The sequence below is a fragment of the Plantibacter auratus genome (genome assembly GCF_050587365.1).
Taxonomy (GTDB): Bacteria; Actinomycetota; Actinomycetes; order Actinomycetales; family Microbacteriaceae; genus Plantibacter; species Plantibacter auratus.
Window position 1 is genome coordinate 1,136,812 of sequence record NZ_JBOBFV010000001.1, and the last position, 19,001, is coordinate 1,155,812.

19 protein-coding genes and 1 tRNA gene are annotated in these 19,001 nt (G+C 68.5%); 10 read left to right on the plus strand and 10 right to left on the minus strand.

The window, feature by feature from the left end; all coding sequences use genetic code 11:
- Positions 1–79: 79 nt before the first annotated feature.
- Complete coding sequence (locus ACQ3HE_RS05290) at positions 80–829, minus strand: phosphoglyceromutase (RefSeq protein WP_159878055.1); 750 nt, start codon at positions 827–829, stop codon at positions 80–82.
- A 71-nt stretch (positions 830–900) separates the two neighbouring features.
- Between ACQ3HE_RS05290 and ACQ3HE_RS05295 the strand changes: the two genes are divergently transcribed.
- Positions 901–1,725, plus strand: coding sequence for a class I SAM-dependent methyltransferase (locus ACQ3HE_RS05295; protein WP_430891599.1), 825 nt, complete (start codon positions 901–903; stop codon positions 1,723–1,725).
- Positions 1,726–1,744: 19 nt separating this feature from the next.
- On the opposite strand, the gene ACQ3HE_RS05300 is transcribed toward ACQ3HE_RS05295, so the two are convergent.
- The 4 genes from ACQ3HE_RS05300 to ACQ3HE_RS05315 form a co-directional block, all read right to left on the minus strand.
- A complete protein-coding gene (locus tag ACQ3HE_RS05300; RefSeq protein WP_124768882.1) occupies positions 1,745–2,869 on the minus strand; it encodes an FUSC family protein in 1,125 nt (374 codons plus the stop codon).
- Between the two features lie 5 nt (positions 2,870–2,874).
- The gene (gene ygfZ, locus ACQ3HE_RS05305; RefSeq protein ID WP_430891601.1) at positions 2,875–4,041 is read right to left on the minus strand and encodes a CAF17-like 4Fe-4S cluster assembly/insertion protein YgfZ; all 1,167 of its coding nucleotides are present in this window, start codon (positions 4,039–4,041) and stop codon (positions 2,875–2,877) included.
- Between the two features lies 1 nt (position 4,042).
- Positions 4,043–4,747 (minus strand): heme-binding beta-barrel domain-containing protein, encoded by a 705-nt coding sequence (locus ACQ3HE_RS05310; RefSeq protein ID WP_079705349.1) that lies wholly within the window; start codon positions 4,745–4,747, stop codon positions 4,043–4,045.
- 133 nt (positions 4,748–4,880) lie between these two features.
- Positions 4,881–5,171: a hypothetical protein gene (locus ACQ3HE_RS05315; RefSeq protein WP_064296602.1), complete on the minus strand. Its 291-nt coding sequence runs from the start codon at positions 5,169–5,171 to the stop codon at positions 4,881–4,883.
- A 110-nt stretch (positions 5,172–5,281) separates the two neighbouring features.
- Between ACQ3HE_RS05315 and ACQ3HE_RS05320 the strand changes: the two genes are divergently transcribed.
- The 8 genes from ACQ3HE_RS05320 to pstB all read left to right on the plus strand — a co-directional run bounded on the left by ACQ3HE_RS05320 (position 5,282) and on the right by pstB (position 14,385).
- Positions 5,282–5,971 (plus strand): response regulator transcription factor, encoded by a 690-nt coding sequence (locus ACQ3HE_RS05320; protein ID WP_175116223.1) that lies wholly within the window; start codon positions 5,282–5,284, stop codon positions 5,969–5,971.
- Positions 5,943–6,848, plus strand: coding sequence for a mycothiol synthase (gene mshD / locus ACQ3HE_RS05325; RefSeq protein WP_430891603.1), 906 nt, complete (start codon positions 5,943–5,945; stop codon positions 6,846–6,848). Before ACQ3HE_RS05320 ends, mshD begins: the two co-directional genes overlap by 29 nt.
- A gap of 90 nt (positions 6,849–6,938) precedes the next feature.
- Positions 6,939–9,134: an RNA degradosome polyphosphate kinase gene (locus tag ACQ3HE_RS05330; protein ID WP_079705346.1), complete on the plus strand. Its 2,196-nt coding sequence runs from the start codon at positions 6,939–6,941 to the stop codon at positions 9,132–9,134.
- 52 nt (positions 9,135–9,186) lie between these two features.
- Complete coding sequence (locus tag ACQ3HE_RS05335) at positions 9,187–10,125, plus strand: NUDIX hydrolase (RefSeq protein WP_085510315.1); 939 nt, start codon at positions 9,187–9,189, stop codon at positions 10,123–10,125.
- A 193-nt stretch (positions 10,126–10,318) separates the two neighbouring features.
- Positions 10,319–11,410 (plus strand): phosphate ABC transporter substrate-binding protein PstS, encoded by a 1,092-nt coding sequence (gene pstS, locus ACQ3HE_RS05340; RefSeq protein ID WP_236555389.1) that lies wholly within the window; start codon positions 10,319–10,321, stop codon positions 11,408–11,410.
- A gap of 130 nt (positions 11,411–11,540) precedes the next feature.
- A complete protein-coding gene (pstC, locus tag ACQ3HE_RS05345; protein WP_079705344.1) occupies positions 11,541–12,485 on the plus strand; it encodes a phosphate ABC transporter permease subunit PstC in 945 nt (314 codons plus the stop codon).
- On the plus strand, positions 12,485–13,585 hold the full coding sequence (gene pstA, locus ACQ3HE_RS05350; protein ID WP_086474391.1) for a phosphate ABC transporter permease PstA: 1,101 nt from the start codon (positions 12,485–12,487) through the stop codon (positions 13,583–13,585). The genes pstC and pstA overlap by 1 nt, the downstream gene beginning before the upstream one ends.
- A 20-nt stretch (positions 13,586–13,605) precedes the next feature.
- Positions 13,606–14,385 carry a phosphate ABC transporter ATP-binding protein PstB gene (gene pstB, locus ACQ3HE_RS05355; RefSeq protein WP_056007815.1) on the plus strand — a complete coding sequence of 260 codons (780 nt, stop codon included), beginning with the start codon at positions 13,606–13,608 and terminating at the stop codon, positions 14,383–14,385.
- Positions 14,386–14,513: 128 nt separating this feature from the next.
- On the opposite strand, the gene ACQ3HE_RS05360 is transcribed toward pstB, so the two are convergent.
- The 3 genes from ACQ3HE_RS05360 to ACQ3HE_RS05370 form a co-directional block, all read right to left on the minus strand.
- Positions 14,514–15,362, minus strand: a complete 849-nt coding sequence (locus ACQ3HE_RS05360; protein WP_430891605.1) for an anti-sigma factor — start codon at positions 15,360–15,362, stop codon at positions 14,514–14,516.
- A complete protein-coding gene (gene sigK / locus ACQ3HE_RS05365) occupies positions 15,359–15,949 on the minus strand; it encodes an ECF RNA polymerase sigma factor SigK (protein ID WP_229940357.1) in 591 nt (196 codons plus the stop codon). The genes ACQ3HE_RS05360 and sigK overlap by 4 nt, the downstream gene beginning before the upstream one ends.
- A 348-nt stretch (positions 15,950–16,297) precedes the next feature.
- A complete protein-coding gene (locus ACQ3HE_RS05370) occupies positions 16,298–16,927 on the minus strand; it encodes a DNA-directed RNA polymerase subunit beta (protein WP_430891607.1) in 630 nt (209 codons plus the stop codon).
- Positions 16,928–17,056: 129 nt separating this feature from the next.
- Between ACQ3HE_RS05370 and ACQ3HE_RS05375 the strand changes: the two genes are divergently transcribed.
- A tRNA-Lys gene (locus ACQ3HE_RS05375) sits at positions 17,057–17,132 on the plus strand.
- 70 nt (positions 17,133–17,202) lie between these two features.
- On the opposite strand, the gene ACQ3HE_RS05380 is transcribed toward ACQ3HE_RS05375, so the two are convergent.
- Both ACQ3HE_RS05380 and ACQ3HE_RS05385 read right to left on the minus strand, forming a co-directional pair.
- Complete coding sequence (locus ACQ3HE_RS05380) at positions 17,203–17,895, minus strand: ScbR family autoregulator-binding transcription factor (protein WP_430891609.1); 693 nt, start codon at positions 17,893–17,895, stop codon at positions 17,203–17,205.
- Between the two features lie 301 nt (positions 17,896–18,196).
- Positions 18,197–19,000 carry a hypothetical protein gene (locus ACQ3HE_RS05385; protein WP_430891611.1) on the minus strand — a complete coding sequence of 268 codons (804 nt, stop codon included), beginning with the start codon at positions 18,998–19,000 and terminating at the stop codon, positions 18,197–18,199.
- Position 19,001: the final 1 nt, after the last annotated feature.

Here is a 19,001-nt window from a genome sequence, read left to right on the forward strand (position 1 = left end):
ACCCCGGCCAGGAGCACTTTCGGCGACGATGTCGCCACGCCGCACTCCCGACCGGGGTGGTGGTTTGGTGGGGTTTCCGCTACTTCTTCCCCTGCGCCGCGACGGCGGCGGCGCCTGCTGCTGCGGCCTCGGGATCGAGGTACCGGGCCGGGGCGACCGGACGGAAGTCCGCGTCGAGCTCGTAGACGAGCGGGATGCCGGTGGGGATGTTCAGCTCGGCGATCTCGTCGTCCGAGATGTCGTCGAGGTGCTTCACGAGTGCGCGGAGCGAGTTGCCGTGCGCCGTCACGAGGACGGTCTTGCCGGCAGCCAGGTCGCCCGTGATGTCGGACTCCCAGTAGGGCAACATCCGGTCGATGACGTCCTTCAGGCACTCGGTGCGGGGCAGTTCGCCGTCGATCCCGACATACCGGGGATCATCGGCCTGCGACCACTCGTTGTCGTCGTCGATCGGCGGCGGCGGCACGTCGAAGGAACGACGCCAGGTCTGGAACTGCTCCGGACCGTACTCGGCGAGCGTCTGCGCCTTGTCCTTGCCCTGCAGCGCGCCGTAGTGACGCTCGTTGAGGCGCCAGCTTCGCTTGACCGGGATCCACATGCGGTCGGCGGTCTCGAGGGCGAGGTTCGCCGTCTGGATCGCGCGGGAGAGGACCGAGGTGTACAGCACGTCCGGGGTGATGCCGGAGTCGGCGAGCAGTTCACCCGCACGCTTGGCCTCGGTGACGCCGAGTTCGCTGAGTCGGACGTCGACCCAACCGGTGAACAGGTTCTTCTGATTCCAGTCGCTGTTGCCGTGGCGCAGCAGGACGAGGGTGTAAGTCTCAGGCATGTCCCCAGCATACCGACGGCGCATGACCGCGAGGTGGACGATGACCCCGCTCCGTGAGGGAGAATGGGTCCATGCCCGTCGGATCGATCACCCGCGGGACGACGGGTACGAACCGGCTCCGGCGGGTGGACCGCTGGATCGCGACCCACCCCTCACTCAGACGGACGACGAACCCGCTGGTGGTGGACCTCGGCTACGGCGCGAGCGGCGTCACGGCGTTGGAACTGCACGACCGACTACTCGCCGTCCGGCCCGACGTACGGGTCATCGGATTCGAGATCGAGCCGGGGCGCGTCCGCACCGCTGACGCGCAGCTGCAGCAGGTGCGCGCGGGCACGACCAGGTTCACGCCGACGGCTGCGGTTTCCTTCGCACGCGGAGGGTTCGAGGTGCCGACCGGCGACGACCGTCCCACGGTGATCCGGGCGTTCAACGTGCTCCGGCAGTACGACGAAGCCGAGGTCACGGCGGCCTGGCGTCTCATGGCGTCGCGGCTGCAACCCGGCGGTGTGCTCGTCGAGGGGACGTGCGACGAGATCGGACGGGTGTCCAGCTGGATCGCGGTCGACGACCAGGGGCGTGCTGAGTCGTTCTCCGTCAGTCTGCGGCTCGCCGACCTCCAGCTGCCGTCCATCGTGGCCGAACGGCTGCCGAAGGCGCTGATCCATCACAACGTGCCGGGCGAGCGTGTCCATGCGCTCATGACGGACCTCGACCGCGCCTGGCGGATGCATGCGCCCCTGGCGGTCTACAGCCCGGTCCAGCGCTGGTTGGCGACCGTCCGGACGCTCCGGGACAGCGGGTGGCCGGTGCTGGCCGGCCGCAGCCGCTGGCGCCTCGGTGAGCTGACGCTGCCGTGGTCGGCTGTGGCCCCGAATCCCTCCTCGACGGACTGAGTGTCGGGGAAGGCTGCCGTCAGAGCGAGGGTAGCGCCGCCTGCGCCGCCTGCGTCGGCAGCCCCGTCGCCGTGAGCAGGTCGACGAGGTACGGCCGGAGCACGAGCACGAGCGCCTGCTCGGAGACCGAGGCGTCGGGGAGGACGGCGACCGGCTCGAGGTGCTTCGCGATCTCCAGCAGAGACTGCCTCGCGACCGGCTGCTGGGCGATGTCGCCGATCGACTGCGACAGGATGCCGAGCGCGACGGAGGTGCGCGCGAGCAGGTCCGCGAGCTCGGGGCGGCTCGTGGCGTCGCGCGACACGTAGTCGATGCGCCGGGCGATCACCCGGAGGTTGCGGGTCGCGAGGTCCATGCCGTCGAGCATGGTCCGCTGCCGTTCGAGGTCGAACACCGCCTTGCGGAGGAACGGCGAGATGCGCGCGATGGCGAGCCCTGAGTCGAGGGTTCCGCGCCACGCGTCCAGGGCCGGCTGGGTGGCCCTCGCCCGTGCGAGCGCGCGGTCAGCCTCCTCGAGGTCGCCGAGACGGAGGGCGGCGACGAGCGAGGCGAGGGTCCGGACGTGTTCGTCGATGAGCCGCTGGCCGTCCCGGCGAGCGCTCCGGCGTGGGTCGCGCGGGATGAGCGCGGTCGCGAGCAGGGCGAAGACCCCGCCGATCAGACCGTCGAGGGTGCGCACGAACGGGCCGCCGTCGGGCACGGGCAGGAGCATGACGAGGACGGACTGCACCGCCGCCGCGATCGCGAACGACGCCGCCGGCGACAGGAACCGGGCGACGAGCAGCGTGAGCACGAGCGCGACCGCGAGTTGCCACGTCCCCTGCCCGAAGCCGAGGAGCAGGATCTCGGCCAGCGCGATCCCGACGCTCATCCCCACGGCCGTCTCGAGGACCCGGATCGGACGGGCGTCGCGAACGAACCCGAGACTCGAGATCGTCACCGTCAAGGCGAGGAGTGGCACGGCGTGCCCGAGCACGTAGTGGGCGAACGCGTACGCGCCGATCGCCGTGGCGCTGACCTGCAGCACCGCCGGCACGGATCCGACGAGACGATGCCAGGCGTCTCCGAGCGCGATGCGGCGACGCACCGCAGCGGTCCATCGGTCGACCCGTACGCCCGGGTCCGAGGCGTCGTCCTTCCCCACCGAGGTCAGCGCCGGACGGCGCCGAGTCGCGGCAGCCGCGGCACGTTCGCCGTGGCCCCGGCATCCGCCGGCACAACGATCTCCTGCGATGCCGCGACATCGATGCCGTCGGCTTCCACCGTCAGCACGGCCGCCGGATCCGCGGAGCGCTTGACGATCGCCAACGCCACCGGGCCCAACTCGTAATGGATTCCGCTCGAGGTGATGCGTCCGACGGGTTTCCGGGTCGCGTCGTCGCCGACGCCGACGAGCACCACGTTCGAACCGGCCGGCGGCAGGACCGCATCGGAGCCGTCGAGGAGGAGCATGACGAGGCGACGCGGCGGATGCCCGAGGTTGTGCACCTTGGCGACCGTCTCCTGACCGCGATAGCAGCCCTTGTTCAAGTGGACGGCCGAGCGCAGCCAGTCGAGCTCGTGCGGGATGCTCCGCTCGTCGACCTCGGACTGCAACCGCGGGCGCCAGGCGGCGATCCGCAGGGCCTCGGCGGCCAGCGAACCCGCGGCGGAGAACGTCCCCGCACGGACCTGCTGCACAAGCGACTCGAGCTGCTCGCGCGCGACGATCGTCTCGGTCCATGTCCACGCTGCACCCGGGTGCTCACCCGTCGCGTACTGATGCCCGCCGACCGCGACCTCGGACCACGGATCGTGCCAGACGAGCGGCATGCCGTTCGGCTCTGCAGCGTCGACCGCGAGACCCGCCGCCGCACCGATCACGGCGTACTGCTCGGTCGCGACGGCCACCTCGACGCGCAGCATGAACCGCATCCGGTCGAGCCAGGCGTGGAGGCGCGCAGCATCGTCGGCTTCGGTGACGAGCCACGTGGTCGTGCCGTCGTCGAGCAGCTTGACCGCGTGCTCGATCCGGCCGCTCTGGTCGAGGAAGAGGGTCTCCGTCGAGATGCCGGCCGACAGCGAGCGCAGCTCCTGGCTCGTGATGGAGTTGAGCCAGCTCAGCCGATCGGGGCCGGTGACCGTCACGATGCCACGGTTCGACAGGTCGACGATCGCCTTACCGTTGGCGATGAGGCGCTGCTCGATGTTCGGGCTGCCGTAATGGGAGGGGACGCCGTGGTCGACGGCATCCGCCTGTTCGACGGCACCCGGCAGCGTGAGGAAGGGCGAACCCGGAATCGGTTCCGGTGTGACCGCTCCGTTGGGAATGGTCACGTCAGTCGGCTTTGGCCAGGCGCGCCGAGGCGTGCGTCCGGAGGTCCTGTCCCAGGGCGGCGATGTCCCAGGCCCAGAGCAGGTGGTTCTCGACGAGACCGTACAGGCGGGTCGCGGCGGCGTACTCCTTGGCTCCAGCGGTCCGGACGACGGCGTCGGTCGCGAGGTCGATCCGCGGGCCGTCGATCTGGCCGAGGTAGAGCTCGCTCACACCGTTCGGGTGGACGATCGAGACCTGCAGGGGGAAGGCGCCGGTCGACGTACGCAGGGTCTCGACCGATTGCGCTGTGCCGAACGGGCGGGGGCCTTGCCCTGGGAGCATGCCCGGGCCAGGGTCGCCCTCGATCAGCGGGCGTTCGAGGCGCCAGTAGCCCGTCTCGGTGACGAGCGGCTCGGGCACACCGGACTCGTCCGCCGAGGCTCCGTCAGGCGCGACGTCCGCAGCGGTGTCGTCCGACAGGGCGTCCTCGTCCGTGGACGAGGCCCCCTCGGCGTCGCGCGGGGGCTGCTCGGGCAGGAGCCAGGTGTAGGAGTTGTAGTTCAAGTACGGCAGGCCGTCGTGGCTGAAGCTCACGCGCTGACCGAACTCGCGGGTCACGGTCTCGTCGCCGACCTGGTAGTCGATGACGCCGGTGCCCTCCCAGACGCCGATGAGCCACGACAGCGGGACCAGTTCGCTCGGCAGGCCGCTCGGGATCTCGATCATCGAGGGACCCGGACTAGCGCTGACCGCGGTACAGGTTCTTCAGCACGACCACCGCGGTGAACGCGATGGCGAGGCTGGCGAGGACGAGCAAGCCGATGAAGAAGATTTCGAGAGCGAGCAGCATGGGGAAAGTCTACCCCGAGGCCAGGGCGATGAGGCCATACACGGCACCGCCGATGGCGAGGATGAGGACGGCGCCGGTGACGCTGGTGGACATCCGATCGACGAATCCCACCTTCTGTCGCGTCAACAGCTGTGCCGAGAACGCGGCCAGGGTGCAGAGGCCGAGCGTGGCCGACAGCCCGAAGAAGGTCTCCCCCGGGCTCCAGAGCAAGCCGGACACGACGACGCCGACGAGCGCGAGCGCCCAGATGGAGACGACACTGATCCAGCGCAGCCGGGGGGAGAGAGTGGTTTCGCTCACGGACCCATTGTCACAGAGCGGACGCCATCGGACCACCAGCGGGCGCCCGGTGCGACGTGGGGTGCGGTCGTTCGCCTAATATGGTTCCAAACTCAGTCGGGAGGATGCGCGTGGCGCAAATTTTGGTCTTGACCTCCATGGTCGGCACCGAGGTCCTCCCATCCCTCGGGCTCCTGAGCCACCGCACCCGGCAGATCCCAGCCGACCCCGCACAACTCGTGAACGCTCCGAGTTCGGACCTCGTGCTCGTCGACGCCCGCCAGGACCTCGCGAGCGCCAAGTCGCTCTGCAAGATCCTCGGTGCGTCCGGGCTGTCGGTCCCACTCCTCCTCATCCTGACCGAGGGTGGCCTCACCGCCGTCAGCGCCGACTGGGGCGTGAACGACGTCATCCTCGAATCCGCCGGACCCGCCGAGGTCGACGCTCGGATCCGGCTCGCGATCGGCCGCGCCTCCCAGGAGCACTCGGCGAGCAAGATCCAGGCGTCGGGCGTCGTCATCGACGAGGCCAGTTACTCCGCGAAGGTCCACGGCAAGCCGCTGGACCTCACCTTCAAGGAGTTCGAGCTGCTCCGCTTCTTCGCGACCCACCCCTCCCGCGTGTTCACGCGCGAGCAGCTGCTGAGCGAGGTGTGGGGCTACGACTACTTCGGTGGCACGCGAACCGTCGACGTCCACGTCCGCCGGTTGCGCGCCAAGCTCGGCGACCTCGAGCAGCTCATCGGCACCGTGCGCAACGTCGGCTACCGCTTCAACGTCTACGAGGACGATCATGCCCCGGCTGACGCTGTCGGTTCGTAACGTCGACGACGCCCGCACCAGGGATGCGCTCGAGCGCGTCGTGCGCACGGCGTCGCTCGTCGACGGCCAGCCGCCGTTCAGCGACCAGTCGCTCATCGACGCCGCGTCCGGCGCCCGAACACTGATCCTCGCCGTCGAACCACAGGACCCGCCGGTCGACCCCGACGACTTCGCCGTCGTGGGCGCGGCCATCCTCGGCCATGGCGAACTCGAGTTCGTCGTCGAGCCCGAGTGGCGGGGTCACGGCTACGGTCGCGCCGCACTGCGCGGCGTCCTCGCCAACTGTCCTCCGCAGGTGCGCATCTGGGCACACGGCGACCACCCCGCCTCCCGGGTGCTCGCACAGGAGTTCGGCTTCTCTCCGGTCAGGACGCTGCTGCAGCTCCGCCTGACCAAGGCGCCGACGAGCCGCGCACGACCGGCCACCACTGGGCACGCGGATGTCACGGTCGGCACGTTCCGGCCGGGAGTCGACGAGGAGGAGTGGCTCGAGGTCAACGCGCTCGCCTTCGCCGACCACCCCGAGCAGGGACGCATGACCCTCGACGATCTCCGCGCCCGGGAAGCCGAGTCCTGGTTCGACGCCGACGACTTCCTGCTCGCACGAGGCTCCGACGGCGACCTCCTCGGATTCATCTGGTTGAAGGTCGAGGACACGGTCGGCGAGGTCTACGCGGTCGGCGTGCACCCTGCGGCAAGTGGCCGAGGGCTCGGGCGACTCCTGATGGAGGCCGGCCTCGCCCGCCTGCGGGATCGACGCGTCGAGGCGGTCACGCTCTACGTCGAAGCCGACAACCTCCCTGCGGTGTCGCTGTACCGCTCGCTCGGATTCACCGACCACACGATCGACGCGCAGTACGCGAGAACCGACGCCTGATCCCCTCCACAGCGGCGCGGCGCGGCGGCATTTACACAGTGTTCACCGCAGTCGTCGCGACCACCCCCGCCACGGTGTCATGATGAAGACATGCCAGCAGACCCAACCGTGCTCGATGTCGGCCTCGATGGAGACGAAGAGGACTTCGACCCCGCCTTCGAGCGGAACGATCCCGCGCTGCCCGAACACCGCTACCTCGACCGCGAACTCAGCTGGCTCGCCTTCAACCAGCGTGTCCTCGAGCTCGCCGAAGACCCGGCGCTGCCCGTCCTCGAACGCGCCAACTTCCTCGCGATCTTCGCCTCGAACCTCGACGAGTTCTTCATGGTGCGGGTCGCCGGCCTGAAGCGCCGCATCCTCACCGGACTGGCTGTCCCGACGAACGTCGGCAACGCTCCGGCCGACGTCCTGTCCGAGATCTCGCAGCAGGCGCACGTCCTGCAGGAACGGCACGCGCGCGCCTGGCACGACCTCGTCCGTCCCGACCTCGCCGAACGCGGCGTCACGGTCGTCACCTGGGACTCACTCGACGCAGCCGACCGCGAGTACCTCAGCGAGTACTTCAGCAACCAGGTCTTCCCGGTGCTCATGCCGCTCGCTGTCGACCCGGCGCACCCGTTCCCCTACATCTCCGGCCTCTCGTTGAACCTCGCGGTCCGAGTGCGGAACACCCGCACGGGACGCGAGGAGTTCGCCCGACTCAAGGTCCCCCAGATGATGCCGCGCTTCGTCCGCGTCGGTCCGGCGGAGCGCCGTTCCGCGTCGCTGGACACCGCTCCCAGCGTGCGCTACATCGCCCTCGAGGAGGTCATCGCCAACCACCTCGGCCACCTCTTCCCCGGCATGGAGATCGTCGACCACCACGTCTTCCGCGTCACGCGCAACGAGGACATGGTGATCGAGGAGGACGAGACCGAGAACCTCATCCAGGCCCTCGAGAAGGAGCTGCTGCGCCGCCGGTTCGGGCCGCCCATCCGGCTCGAGATCACCGACGACATGGACGATGTCACCCTCGGACTCCTCGTCCGCGAACTCGACATCACCGAGCAGGAGGTCTACCGCCTGCCCTCGCCGCTCGACCTCGGTGGCCTCTTCAGCCTCGCCGGCATCGACCGCCCGGATCTCCAGTACCCGAAACGCGTCCCGACCACGGCGCTGCAGTTCCAGCCCGACGAGCCCAACGGCAAGCCCGACCTCTTCCGGTCGATCGCCCGTGAGGACGTCCTGGTCCACCACCCCTACGAGTCCTTCGCCACGAGCGTTCAGGCGTTCATCGAGCAGGCCGCCGCCGACCCGCACGTGCTCGCGATCAAGCAGACCCTCTACCGGACCTCGGGCGACAGCCCCATCGTCGAAGCACTCATCGACGCGGCCGAGGCCGGCAAGCAGGTCCTCGCGCTGGTCGAGATCAAGGCCCGGTTCGACGAGCAGAACAACATCTCCTGGGCCAGGAAGCTCGAGAAGGCCGGCGTCCACGTCGTCTACGGGCTCGTCGGACTGAAGACGCACTGCAAGCTCGCGCTCGTCGTCCGACAGGAGCGCGGCGTGCTACGCCACTACAGCCACATCGGCACGGGTAACTACAACCCGAAGACGAGCCGCATCTACGAGGACCTCGGTCTGTTCACGGCCGACGACCAGGTCGGCAAAGACCTCACCCGCCTCTTCAACGAGCTGTCCGGGTACGCGATCGAGAAGAAGTTCAAGCGACTCCTGGTCGCGCCGCGCCACCTGCGCAAGGGCCTCCTCAAGCACATCGAGCAGGAGCGCACGAACGCCGAGGAGGGCAAGCCCTCCGGGATCCGCATCAAGGTCAACTCGATGGTGGACGAGTCGATCATCGACGCGCTCTACCGGGCCAGCCAGGCGGGGGTCCCGGTCGACCTGTGGGTTCGCGGGATCTGTGCGCTGAAGCCCGGCCAGCCGGGGATGAGCGAGACGATCCGCGTGCGCTCCATCCTCGGGCGGTACCTCGAACACTCGCGCATCTTCTCGTTCCACAACGACGGCGACCCGCACGTGTTCATCGGCAGCGCCGACATGATGCACCGCAACCTCGACCGCCGCGTCGAGGCGCTCGTCAGGCTCACCGACCCGAAGCACCTCGAGGCGACCGCCGCGATGTTCGAGCAGGCCCTCGACGAGCAGACGTCGTCCTGGTGGCTCGACGCCGACGGCGTCTGGACGCGCCACGCGGTCGACGCTGACGGACGACCGCTCACGGATCTGCAAGACTCCCTCATGCTCGAGACCGCGGCGCGCCGCCGGCCGAGGAACCGTCGCTGACGACTTCGCACCGCGACCCACCCGAGCACCACGACACGACGAGGCAGTGACTATGACGACGACGGCAATCTATGCAGCCGGTGCCGTGTGCTGGCGTCTCATCGACGGCAAGGTCCACCTCCTCGTCATCCACCGGACGGTCTACGGCGACGTCACCATCCCCAAGGGCAAGGTCGATCCCGGAGAGACGCTCGCGCAGACGGCCGTGCGGGAGATCAAGGAGGAGACCGGCCTGAGCGTCCACCTCGGTGTGCCGCTTGGTGTCTCCACGTACCCCTTGTCGAGCGGACGCGAGAAGATCGTCCACTACTGGTCGGCCGAGGTCACCGACCAGGCCGTCCGCGAGAGCACGTTCATCCCCAACGGCGAGGTCGCCGCCCTGGAGTGGGTCACCATCAAGCGGGCACGGAGCTACCTCAGCTACGAACGCGACGTGGAGATCCTCGACGCCTTCGCCGCGCTGGTCGACGAGGGCGTCACAGCGACCTTCGCCCTCATCGCGATGCGCCATGGGAAGGCCACGTCCCCCTCCGAATGGTCCGGCGAGGACGCGACCAGGCCACTGGCGCCGCGCGGCGTCAAGCAGGCTGCGGGGAACGTCCCGACCCTGCTCGCCTTCGGTCCTCGCAAGATCGTGACGAGCACGGCCGTGCGCTGCGTCAGCACCGTCAGCCCGATCGCCGCGGCCGCGGGCATCGAGCCGAAACGCTCCGACCTCATCAGCCAGGACGCCTACGAGCGGGGCGAATCGGACGTCCGCCGGGTCGTCGGCCGCCGCGTCAGGGCGCTCAAGACGGCCATCCTCTGCAGCCACGGGCCGGTCCTCCCCGAGATCCTGCACGAGATCGCGCTCGCCACCGGGTCCACCCGAGGCTCCTACCTCGGGAGCGCCGCCGCACTCGAGACCGGGGCGTTCTCCATCGTGCACCTCTCCCGGACCAACCCGAGCTCCGGCATCATCGCCATCGAGACGCACGAACCCCGCGTCTGACCCATCCGCGCGAACCCCCTGAACAGGGGGCGTTCGTCGCGCATTCGCGGCATCGCCACGTCGGCCGCCATGAAGCCGTCGATATCCGTTCACCCGTTGTTTACCATCACGGGGGATGCTCGTCATGCCACGTGGTTAGCGTCACTGACGAGCCAGCACCGGCTCGCACCCACACCAATGAATGGACATCCCTGTGAAGTTCTCACGTTTCGGCCGCGTCGCGGTCGTAGCAGCAGTCGCAGCCGTCGCACTGACCTCCTGTGCGGCCAACGAAGGCGGCGCCACCGCCACGAGCGCAGCCGCCAGCGACCTCAAGGGCAGCCTGGCCGGTAGCGGCGCATCGTCGCAGGGCAGCGCCCAGGAAGCCTGGGTCGCCGCCTTCCAGACGTCGAACCCGGACGTCACCATCAACTACTCCCCCGACGGCTCCGGCGCCGGCCGCAAGGCGTTCATCGCCGGCGGCGTGCAGTTCGCCGGTTCGGACTCGGCCCTCTCCGACGAAGAGCTCTCGAGCACCTTCGCCGCATGTGCAGCCGACACCAAGGCGATCGACCTCCCGGTCTACATCTCCCCGATCGCGGTCATCTTCAACGTCGAGGGCGTCGACGAGCTCAACCTCGACGCAGCGACCATCGCGAAGATCTTCGCCGGTCAGATCACCAGCTGGGACGACCCGGCGATCGTCGCGCTGAACCCCGAGGCCAAGCTCCCCTCGACCCCCATCACCGCCGTCCACCGCTCGGACGACTCGGGAACGACGAAGAACTTCGCCGACTACCTGAACAAGAACGCTCCGGACGTCTGGACCGCTGAGCCGGCCGACACCTTCCCGTTCCAGTCGGGTGAGGGTGCCAAGGGCACCTCCGGCGTCGTCGACACCGTCAAGGGTGGCACCGGCACCATCGGCTACGCCGACGCGTCGAAGGCCGGCGACCTCGGTGTCGCGAAGATCAAGGTCGGCGAGGAGTTCGTCGAGTACAGCGCCGAGGGTGCTGCCGCCGTCGTCGAGGGCTCGCCGCTCGTCGAAGGCCGCGAGGCGAACGACATCGCGATCAAGCTCGACCGCGAGACCACGGACGCGACCCACTACCCGATCGTGCTCGTGAGCTACCTCATCGCCTGCCAGGAGTACGCCGACCCGAAGGTCGCCGACCTCGTCAAGGCCTACGCCGGCTACATCGCCAGCGACGAGGGCCAGGAAGAGGCTGCGAAGTCGGCCGGTGCTGCGCCGCTCTCCGCCGACCTCGCCAAGAAGGTCCAGGACGCGATCGCGTCCATCAAGTAATCCAACGGTCGAGCGTGCCGGGTCCTGCCCGGCACGCTCGACCTGCGTCACCAGCACTCGCAATACCCGCAGTACCCGCTCCCCGAGTCTGTCGAGGGGCACCACCATCGCATCGAGAGAACGGGAACCCATGGCTGTCGAGGCCCTAGCTGCGAGACCCAAAGCCAAGCAACGAGTCGGCGACCGCGTCTTCTCGACGCTCTCCGTCGTCTCCGGATCACTCATCCTCGTCATCCTGGCGGCGGTCGCGATCTTCCTCATCGTCCAGGCGTTCCCGGCCCTCACGGCCGACTCCTCGTCGTTCACCGGTGCTCCGACGAGCTTCTGGGCCTACGTCGGCCCGTTCGTCTTCGGCACCATCTGGGCGGCCATCCTCGCCCTCGCGATCGCCGTGCCGCTCTCGCTCGGGATCGCCCTCTTCATCACCCACTACGCGCCGCGCCGACTCGCGGTCGCCCTCGGCTACGTCATCGACCTCCTGGCCGCCGTGCCGTCGGTCGTCTACGGCCTCTGGGGTGCGCTCGTCCTCGCGCCGTTCGTTCAGCCCTTCTTCGCCTGGCTGTCCGAGAACCTCGGCTGGATCCCGCTCTTCGGCGGCACGGTGTCCGGCACCGGTCGCACGATCCTCACCGTCGCCCTCGTGCTCGCGGTCATGATCATCCCGATCATCACGGCCATCTCCCGGGAGATCTTCCTCCAGACCCCGAAGCTCCACGAGGAGGCCGCACTCGCGCTCGGCGCCACGCGCTGGGAGATGATCCAGATGGCGGTCCTGCCGTTCGGACGCCCAGGCATCGTGTCCGCCTCCATGCTCGGCCTCGGACGCGCCCTCGGTGAGACGATGGCCGTCGCGCTCGTGCTCTCCCCCGCCGCCGTCTACTCGTTCTTCCTGCTCACCTCGAGCAACCCGAACACCATCGCGGCGAACATCGCCCTGAACTTCCCCGAGTCCTTCGGCATCGACGTGAACAAGCTCATCGCCACCGGCCTGATCCTGTTCATCATCACCTTCGTGGTGAATTTCATCGCCAGACTCATCGTCAACCGTCGTAAAGAATTCTCGGGAGCGAACTGATGACCGCCACGACCGACCGCCGCCAGGCGTCCATCGCCACCCCGTTCTCGAACTCGCTCACCGCGGGCAAGCTGCCGAAGTTCGCGCCGCTCACCATCCTCGCGGGCAGCCTCATCGTCAGCGGCGTCATCTTCCTGCTGCTGCAGCAGTCCACGGCCGACAAGAGCTACAACGTCCCCGGAGCCGTCGTGCTCGGCGCCGCGCTCTACGCGGTGACCGTGTACGTCTCGTCGCTCATGGTGGAGGGACGCCGGAAGGCCAAGGACCGCCTGCTCACCACCCTGGTGACCGCGGCCTTCGTCGTCGCCCTCCTGCCGCTCGTCTCGGTCGCCATCACGGTGATCTCGGCCGGTGCCGCCCGCTTCGACATCGAGTTCTTCTCCCTGTCGATGCGGAACGTCGTCGGTGAGGGCGGTGGAGCACTGCACGCCATCACCGGCACGCTGCTCATCACCCTGGCCACGTCGGTCATCTCCATCCCGATCGGGATCCTGACGGCGATCTACCTCGTCGAGTACGGTCGCGGCAAGCTCTCCCAGGGCATCACCTTCCTCGTCGACGTGATGACCGGTATCCCGTCCATCGTCGCCGGACTGTTCGCCTTCGCCCTGCTGGCGATCTTCTTCGGCCCGGGCGTCCGGCTCGGCATCGGCGGCGCCATCGCGCTGTCGCTGCTCATGATCCCCGTCGTGGTCCGCTCCAGCGAGGAGATGCTGAAGCTCGTGCCGAACGAGCTGCGTGAAGCCTCCTACGCCCTCGGTGTGCCGAAGTGGCTGACCATCCTCAAGATCGTCCTCCCCACCTCGATCGCCGGCATCATCACCGGCGTGACGCTCGCCGTCGCCCGTGTCATCGGTGAGACCGCGCCCCTCCTGATCATCGCCGGCTTCACCCAGAGCATGAACTACAACCTCTTCGACGGCCCGATGATGACCCTCCCCGTCTTCGTGTACACCCAGTACGCGAACCAGGGCACCGACGGGGCCGCCTACGTGGACCGCGCCTGGACCGGCGCACTCGTCCTCATCCTCATCGTCATGGCGCTGAACCTCATCGCCCGACTCATCGCCAAGATCTTCGCCCCCAAGTTCGGCCGCTAGGCCGCGAGCAAAGGAACCCCGTGTCCAAGAGCATCGAAGTCAACGACCTCAACGTCTTCTACGGCAGCTTCATGGCTGTCGAGGGCGTCTCCCTCCAGATCCAGCCCCGCACGGTCACCGCCTTCATCGGCCCCTCCGGCTGCGGCAAGTCCACCTTCCTCCGCACCCTGAACCGCATGCACGAGGTCATCCCCGGCGCACGCGTCGAGGGCGAGGTCCTGATCGACGGCAACAACCTCTACGGCCCGGGCGTCGACCCGGTCCTCGTCCGTCGTCAGGTCGGCATGGTCTTCCAGCGCCCGAACCCGTTCCCGACGATGAGCATCAAGGAGAACGTCCTCGCGGGCGTCAAGCTCAACAACCGCAAGATGTCGAAGTCCGACCAGGACGCGCTCGTCGAGCGTTCGCTGCAGGGCGCCAACCTCTGGAACGAGGTGAAGGACCGCCTCGACAAGCCGGGCTCCGGTCTCTCCGGTGGTCAGCAGCAGCGTCTCTGCATCGCCCGTGCCATCGCCGTCTCCCCCGACGTCGTGCTGATGGACGAGCCGTGCTCGGCCCTCGACCCGATCTCCACGCTCGCCATCGAAGACCTCATCGAGGAACTCAAGCAGGAGTACACGATCGTGATCGTGACGCACAACATGCAGCAGGCGAGCCGCGTCAGCGACAAGACCGCGTTCTTCAACATCGCGGGCACCGGCAAGCCGGGCAAGCTCATCGAGTACGACGACACCACGACGATGTTCTCGAAGCCGTCCGTCCAGGCGACCGAGGACTACGTCTCTGGTCGCTTCGGTTGATCTGACGCCGGCATCACGACAGCCCCGCCCGGGAATCCCGGGCGGGGCTGTCGTCGTCTGCAGCGGCTCCGCGAGTCTGTCGAGGCGAAGGGCCTGCCGACACCCCCTCTCGGGCCGGATGGAACGGACTACGCCGTCTCGATGACCATGATCGGGTCGGTGGTGGGCTGCTTGGAGCCACCCTGCGGCTCGACCGTCACGCCGACCTTGTCGCCCGCGCTCATGGCGCCGTCGAGGACCCGCCAGGTGGTGCCGTTCGCTGCGGAGAAGGTGCCGGCCGAGACTGGGCCTCCCTCGCCGATGTACCAGAGTTCGTAGACCTTGTCTGACGGCAGGGAGCCGAGTCCGTCGACGAGCAGGGCTGACTTGCCGAGCTCGCCCGACCAGACGAGGGTCGCCGTCGCATCGTCCATGGACACCTTCGCGCGCTGGACGTCGGACGCCGCGTTGATCTCCGCGAGCGCGACCGTCTGCGTGAGGGATCCGCCACCGAAGGTGTTCGCGAGTCCGACACCCCCGAAGATGAGGCCGACCGCTGCTGCGGCGCCGACCACCATGCCGACGGCGCTGCGACGCCACCGTGAGGCGGCCTTGCGCTCAGCCGCACCGGCCACCGGGGTGGTCGCTGCTGCGGGGGCCGGCGTGGCGGTCGGTGTCGACACCGGCGTCTCGTCGACCTCTGGGACCGCGGTCGGAAGCGCCCGCACCTCGGCGACAGGAGCCTCGACGGGGGCGTCAGCGGGCAGCTGCGGCAGGTTCTGGATCGCAGCCATGAGCGAGCTCTTGAGCGCTGCCGACGGCTGCACGGGAGGTGCTGCGAGGTCGAGCATGGCGACGGTCTCCTCGAATTCCGCCGCTTCCTCGCGGACGGACTCGTGTTCGGCGCGCAGGCGGTCGAACCGCTCCTGCTCGCGCGGGGTCAGGGTGTGCAGCGCGTTTCCGGCTGCCAGGTCTGTTGCATCGTCTCGCTCGGTCATGTACGCACCCCCAACTCGTCTCGAAGTCTGATCATTCCGTCTCGCAACCTGGTCTTCACCGTACCGATCGGCACGCCGAGCAGGTTCGAGATCTCGCTGTGACTGTAGCCGCCGTAGTAGGCGAGCGAAACAGCTTCGCGTTGCAGCTCGCTCAACCGGACGAAGGCCCGCTTGACGCGTTCATGCTCGATCCGGATCTCGACCGTCTCCTGCACGTTGTCGACACGCTCATCGAAGTCGCGGATGCCGATCTTGAGATCGCGGTCGCGTCCGGCCTGTGAGGCGCGCACGCGGTCGATCGCACGACGGTGGGCCATGGTGAGCACCCAGGTCGTGGCCGTGCCCTTGCCCGCCTCGAACTTCTGAGCGTTCTGCCAGACCTCGAGGAACACCTCCTGGGTGACCTCTTCGGACTGCGCGTGGTCGACGAGCACACGCTTGACGAGTCCGAGGACCCGCGGCGCGATGTGGTCGTACAGCTCGCTGAACGCGACCTGGTCGCCGCCGGCCACGCGGATGAGCAGCGCGTCGAGCACGTTCGCCAAAGACACCTGCGGTGCAGCGTCGGCTTCCGGTCCCGTGGTCACAAGTCTTAGCTTCTCACGGACACCGGCCGTTTGCGCGACGCCCACCCGAGGTTGGGTCTGCGTGTACAGTGCGGCGGTCATACACGGAGTTCGGTGCCGACCCGGGATCCGATTGGAGGAATCGACGCGATTCGACACCCCAGTTCCGGTGTCATCACGGAACGGGCGGCAGGCGACTGAAGACTTCCGCACAAAGTAAGTGCCAGGCCGCAGGAACGCCTCTCGGCGCAAGGCCGCTCGAAGCGGCGATTTTTGGAGCCCGGGGTTACTGCGGCCCGGCTAGAACAGTGTAGCAAGGGATCACCTGTGGACATTCCCAGGCCGAAGGCCTTGACCAGGGCGCCTGGATCAGTCCAGGGAGTCGGTGCGCCACAGTCGGGCGCAGCCGGCGAGCTCCTCGGCGATGGTGCTGAACCGCGCGGCCTTCGTGGTGAGTCTCGCGGCGTCTGCGGGGTCGAGCGCGTCCCGGTCGTTCGCGAGGGAGGTGCAGCCGACCGCGTTGATCCGGCAGAAGGACGCCGCCCGCTCGAGGGCGATCGCGAAGTCGCCGGTGTACAGCCCACGGAGGATCTGGTCGGCGAGGACGATGATCTCCTCCGGCCCGGTCGGCTCGGCCGCGCCGGCGATCACGGGGTCGACGGTGGTGATGAGCTCGGTGCCCCGCTGGAAGCTGAAGCTCGTCCCCGCCGGGTCCTGCCGGATGAGCAGGCGCAGTAGGTAGATCCGCCAGAGGGCTCCTGGGAGGCTCCGCGGGCTGGCGTGCGACCAGAGTTCGGCGATCGCGTCGATCCCGTGCTCGTCCGTGTACGTCACGAGGCGATCGACCACGGCAGGGTCCGGGTCCGCCCGCACCCGGGTAAGAAGGGCGACGGCCGTCTCATGGGTGATCCTCGAGACGGCCTCCGGGTCGAGACCGCCCTGGATCGCTTCGAGCATCGACGGCGGGAGCTTCGTCGGACGATGGAATCCCTCGGTCATGCCTGCTCCTCCCTGCGACGCGCTTCGCGCACCCGACAACGGTACTCGCCCCGGCCCGCGATCCTCCCCTATGGCCCGGACCTGCGCGTCAACGGGTGCCGTCGAAATCTCGTAGAGTAGAGCGCGTATGGGCCTGTAGCTCAGTTGGCAGAGCATCGGACTTTTAATCCGCGGGTCGTGGGTTCGAGCCCCACCGGGCCCACCACAGACGCGGTAGTCGAACGCGTCACGTCGGGATGCAGGGTCGTCGCGCGCCCATCGCCCAGCGTTGAGAGCTACCTCGACGCGGCAGGTCGCGTCGGGCGCACATCGCCCGCAGCGCCGAAGGCGTCCTCCCGGACGCTCGTCGCCGCTGCCCGCCGCGGCTCGGGGACGATCGCGTCGATCGCGAGCCGCCACATGCGGTCGACCGACGCCGCGATGTCCGAGCGCCCGACCGTCGCCTGGGCGGTGAGCTGGACACCGGTGAAGAACCCGATCAGCGTGCGGGCCAGGTCCGGTGCCGACATCGAACTCACCAGGTCCCCGGCTTGCAGCGCCACGTCGAGCTGAGCGGCCGTCCCCGAGATCCAATCCTCGTAGAACGCACCGGCCGGTTGGCTCAGCGAACCCTCATCGAGCGTGAGTCTGATCCCGGCACGGACCACCGGGTCGTTCTCGAGTTGGTCGACGATGGCGCGCGACACCCGGATGAGCCGCTCGAGGACCCCGTCGTACTGTTCCGACACCCGTGCCATCAGGGGCATCGACCGGTCGTGCTGCTCGTGGATGACCGCGAGGGCGATCTGCTCCTTCGACTTGAAGTGGAAGTACATGGACCCCTGCGAGATCCCGGATGCTTCCGCGATCATCGACAGACTCGCGTTCCCGTAGCCGATGCGGTCGAAGACGGTCGCGGCTCCCTCGACGATCGCGTCCTGCGTCACCTGTCCGCGTTCCTGCGTGGGCGTTCGTCGCGTCCCCGGCATCCTGGCCTCCTCGGGCAGCCTGTGTTCCGGCCCCGATCCATCGGCGCCGTGTCCGTCGACCGTGGCCGGTCGGGGCCTCAGCCTAGAGGCTCGGAGCTCGCACAGCCGACCTCTTTTTGATAACTGGTACGAACGACTTATTCATGTCACACTGGTGGAGGTGATGCCGCCGCAGTCCACGCCTCAGTGGGCTGCGTATTCGCGACGGGGGTTTGCGACGCTCACCGCCTCGACCGGTGGGTCACGCAGGGATCGGGGGATCCAGCGCTGCGTGATCCACCCGGCCTCTCGCCCGACGTGATCAGCGCGCGAGCAGCTCCGGGAGGCCGGTCACCGTCGCTTCGTCCGCGAGGCTCGCGTCGACCGAGACGTACGACAGGACCGTGATCGCGACCCCGAGACGCGCGGCTGCTTCGAGCTTGTGGTGGCCGTCGAGGACGAAGTGCACGAGACCCGTGTGGGCGTCGGCGCTGTCGAACGGCTGTGTCCGGTCCAGCACGGAGACCGCGAGCACGGTCGCCGCTCCCCCGGTGCGAAGCCGCTCCTCATACGAGGCCACGCGCTCGCGGTCGTTCCAACCGGGCGGCACCATCGGCACGAGGAACTCGAAGAGGGTCTCGTGCTCGCCGGTCGTCCGGGTCGGGCCGCGGTAGTAGCCGGTCGCAGGGTCCTCCGGCGCCCCGAGCGTGGGGTCGATGCCGCGGTGCGCGACCTGCTCCCGCGAGAAGTAGTCGTGATCGTCACCCGGAGCGACCAGGACGGACTCGATGGACAGCAGGAGCGGCAGATAGGTCCCCTCGGGGAGGATCGTCGACACGAGGCCACGTAATGACGGATCGTCGATCGCGGGCACGCCCTCGTCGAGGTGATCGTGCAGTGCGTCTGCGGCGAGCGCCCGAGCGCCCTCGTCCAGACGACGGAACAGCAGCGCGCAGCTTCCGCAGGGGAAGCTCAACTCGAACGCCTCCGCGCCGTCCACGATGAGGTGGCGTCCGCCCGGCTCACGGAAGCCGGAGAAGCGCAATGCGGCGTCGAGCGTCCCGAGTTGGACCGGCGCCGCGTGATCGAGCAGCCCGATTCGAGATCGGGCGGGTCCGTCGGTCATC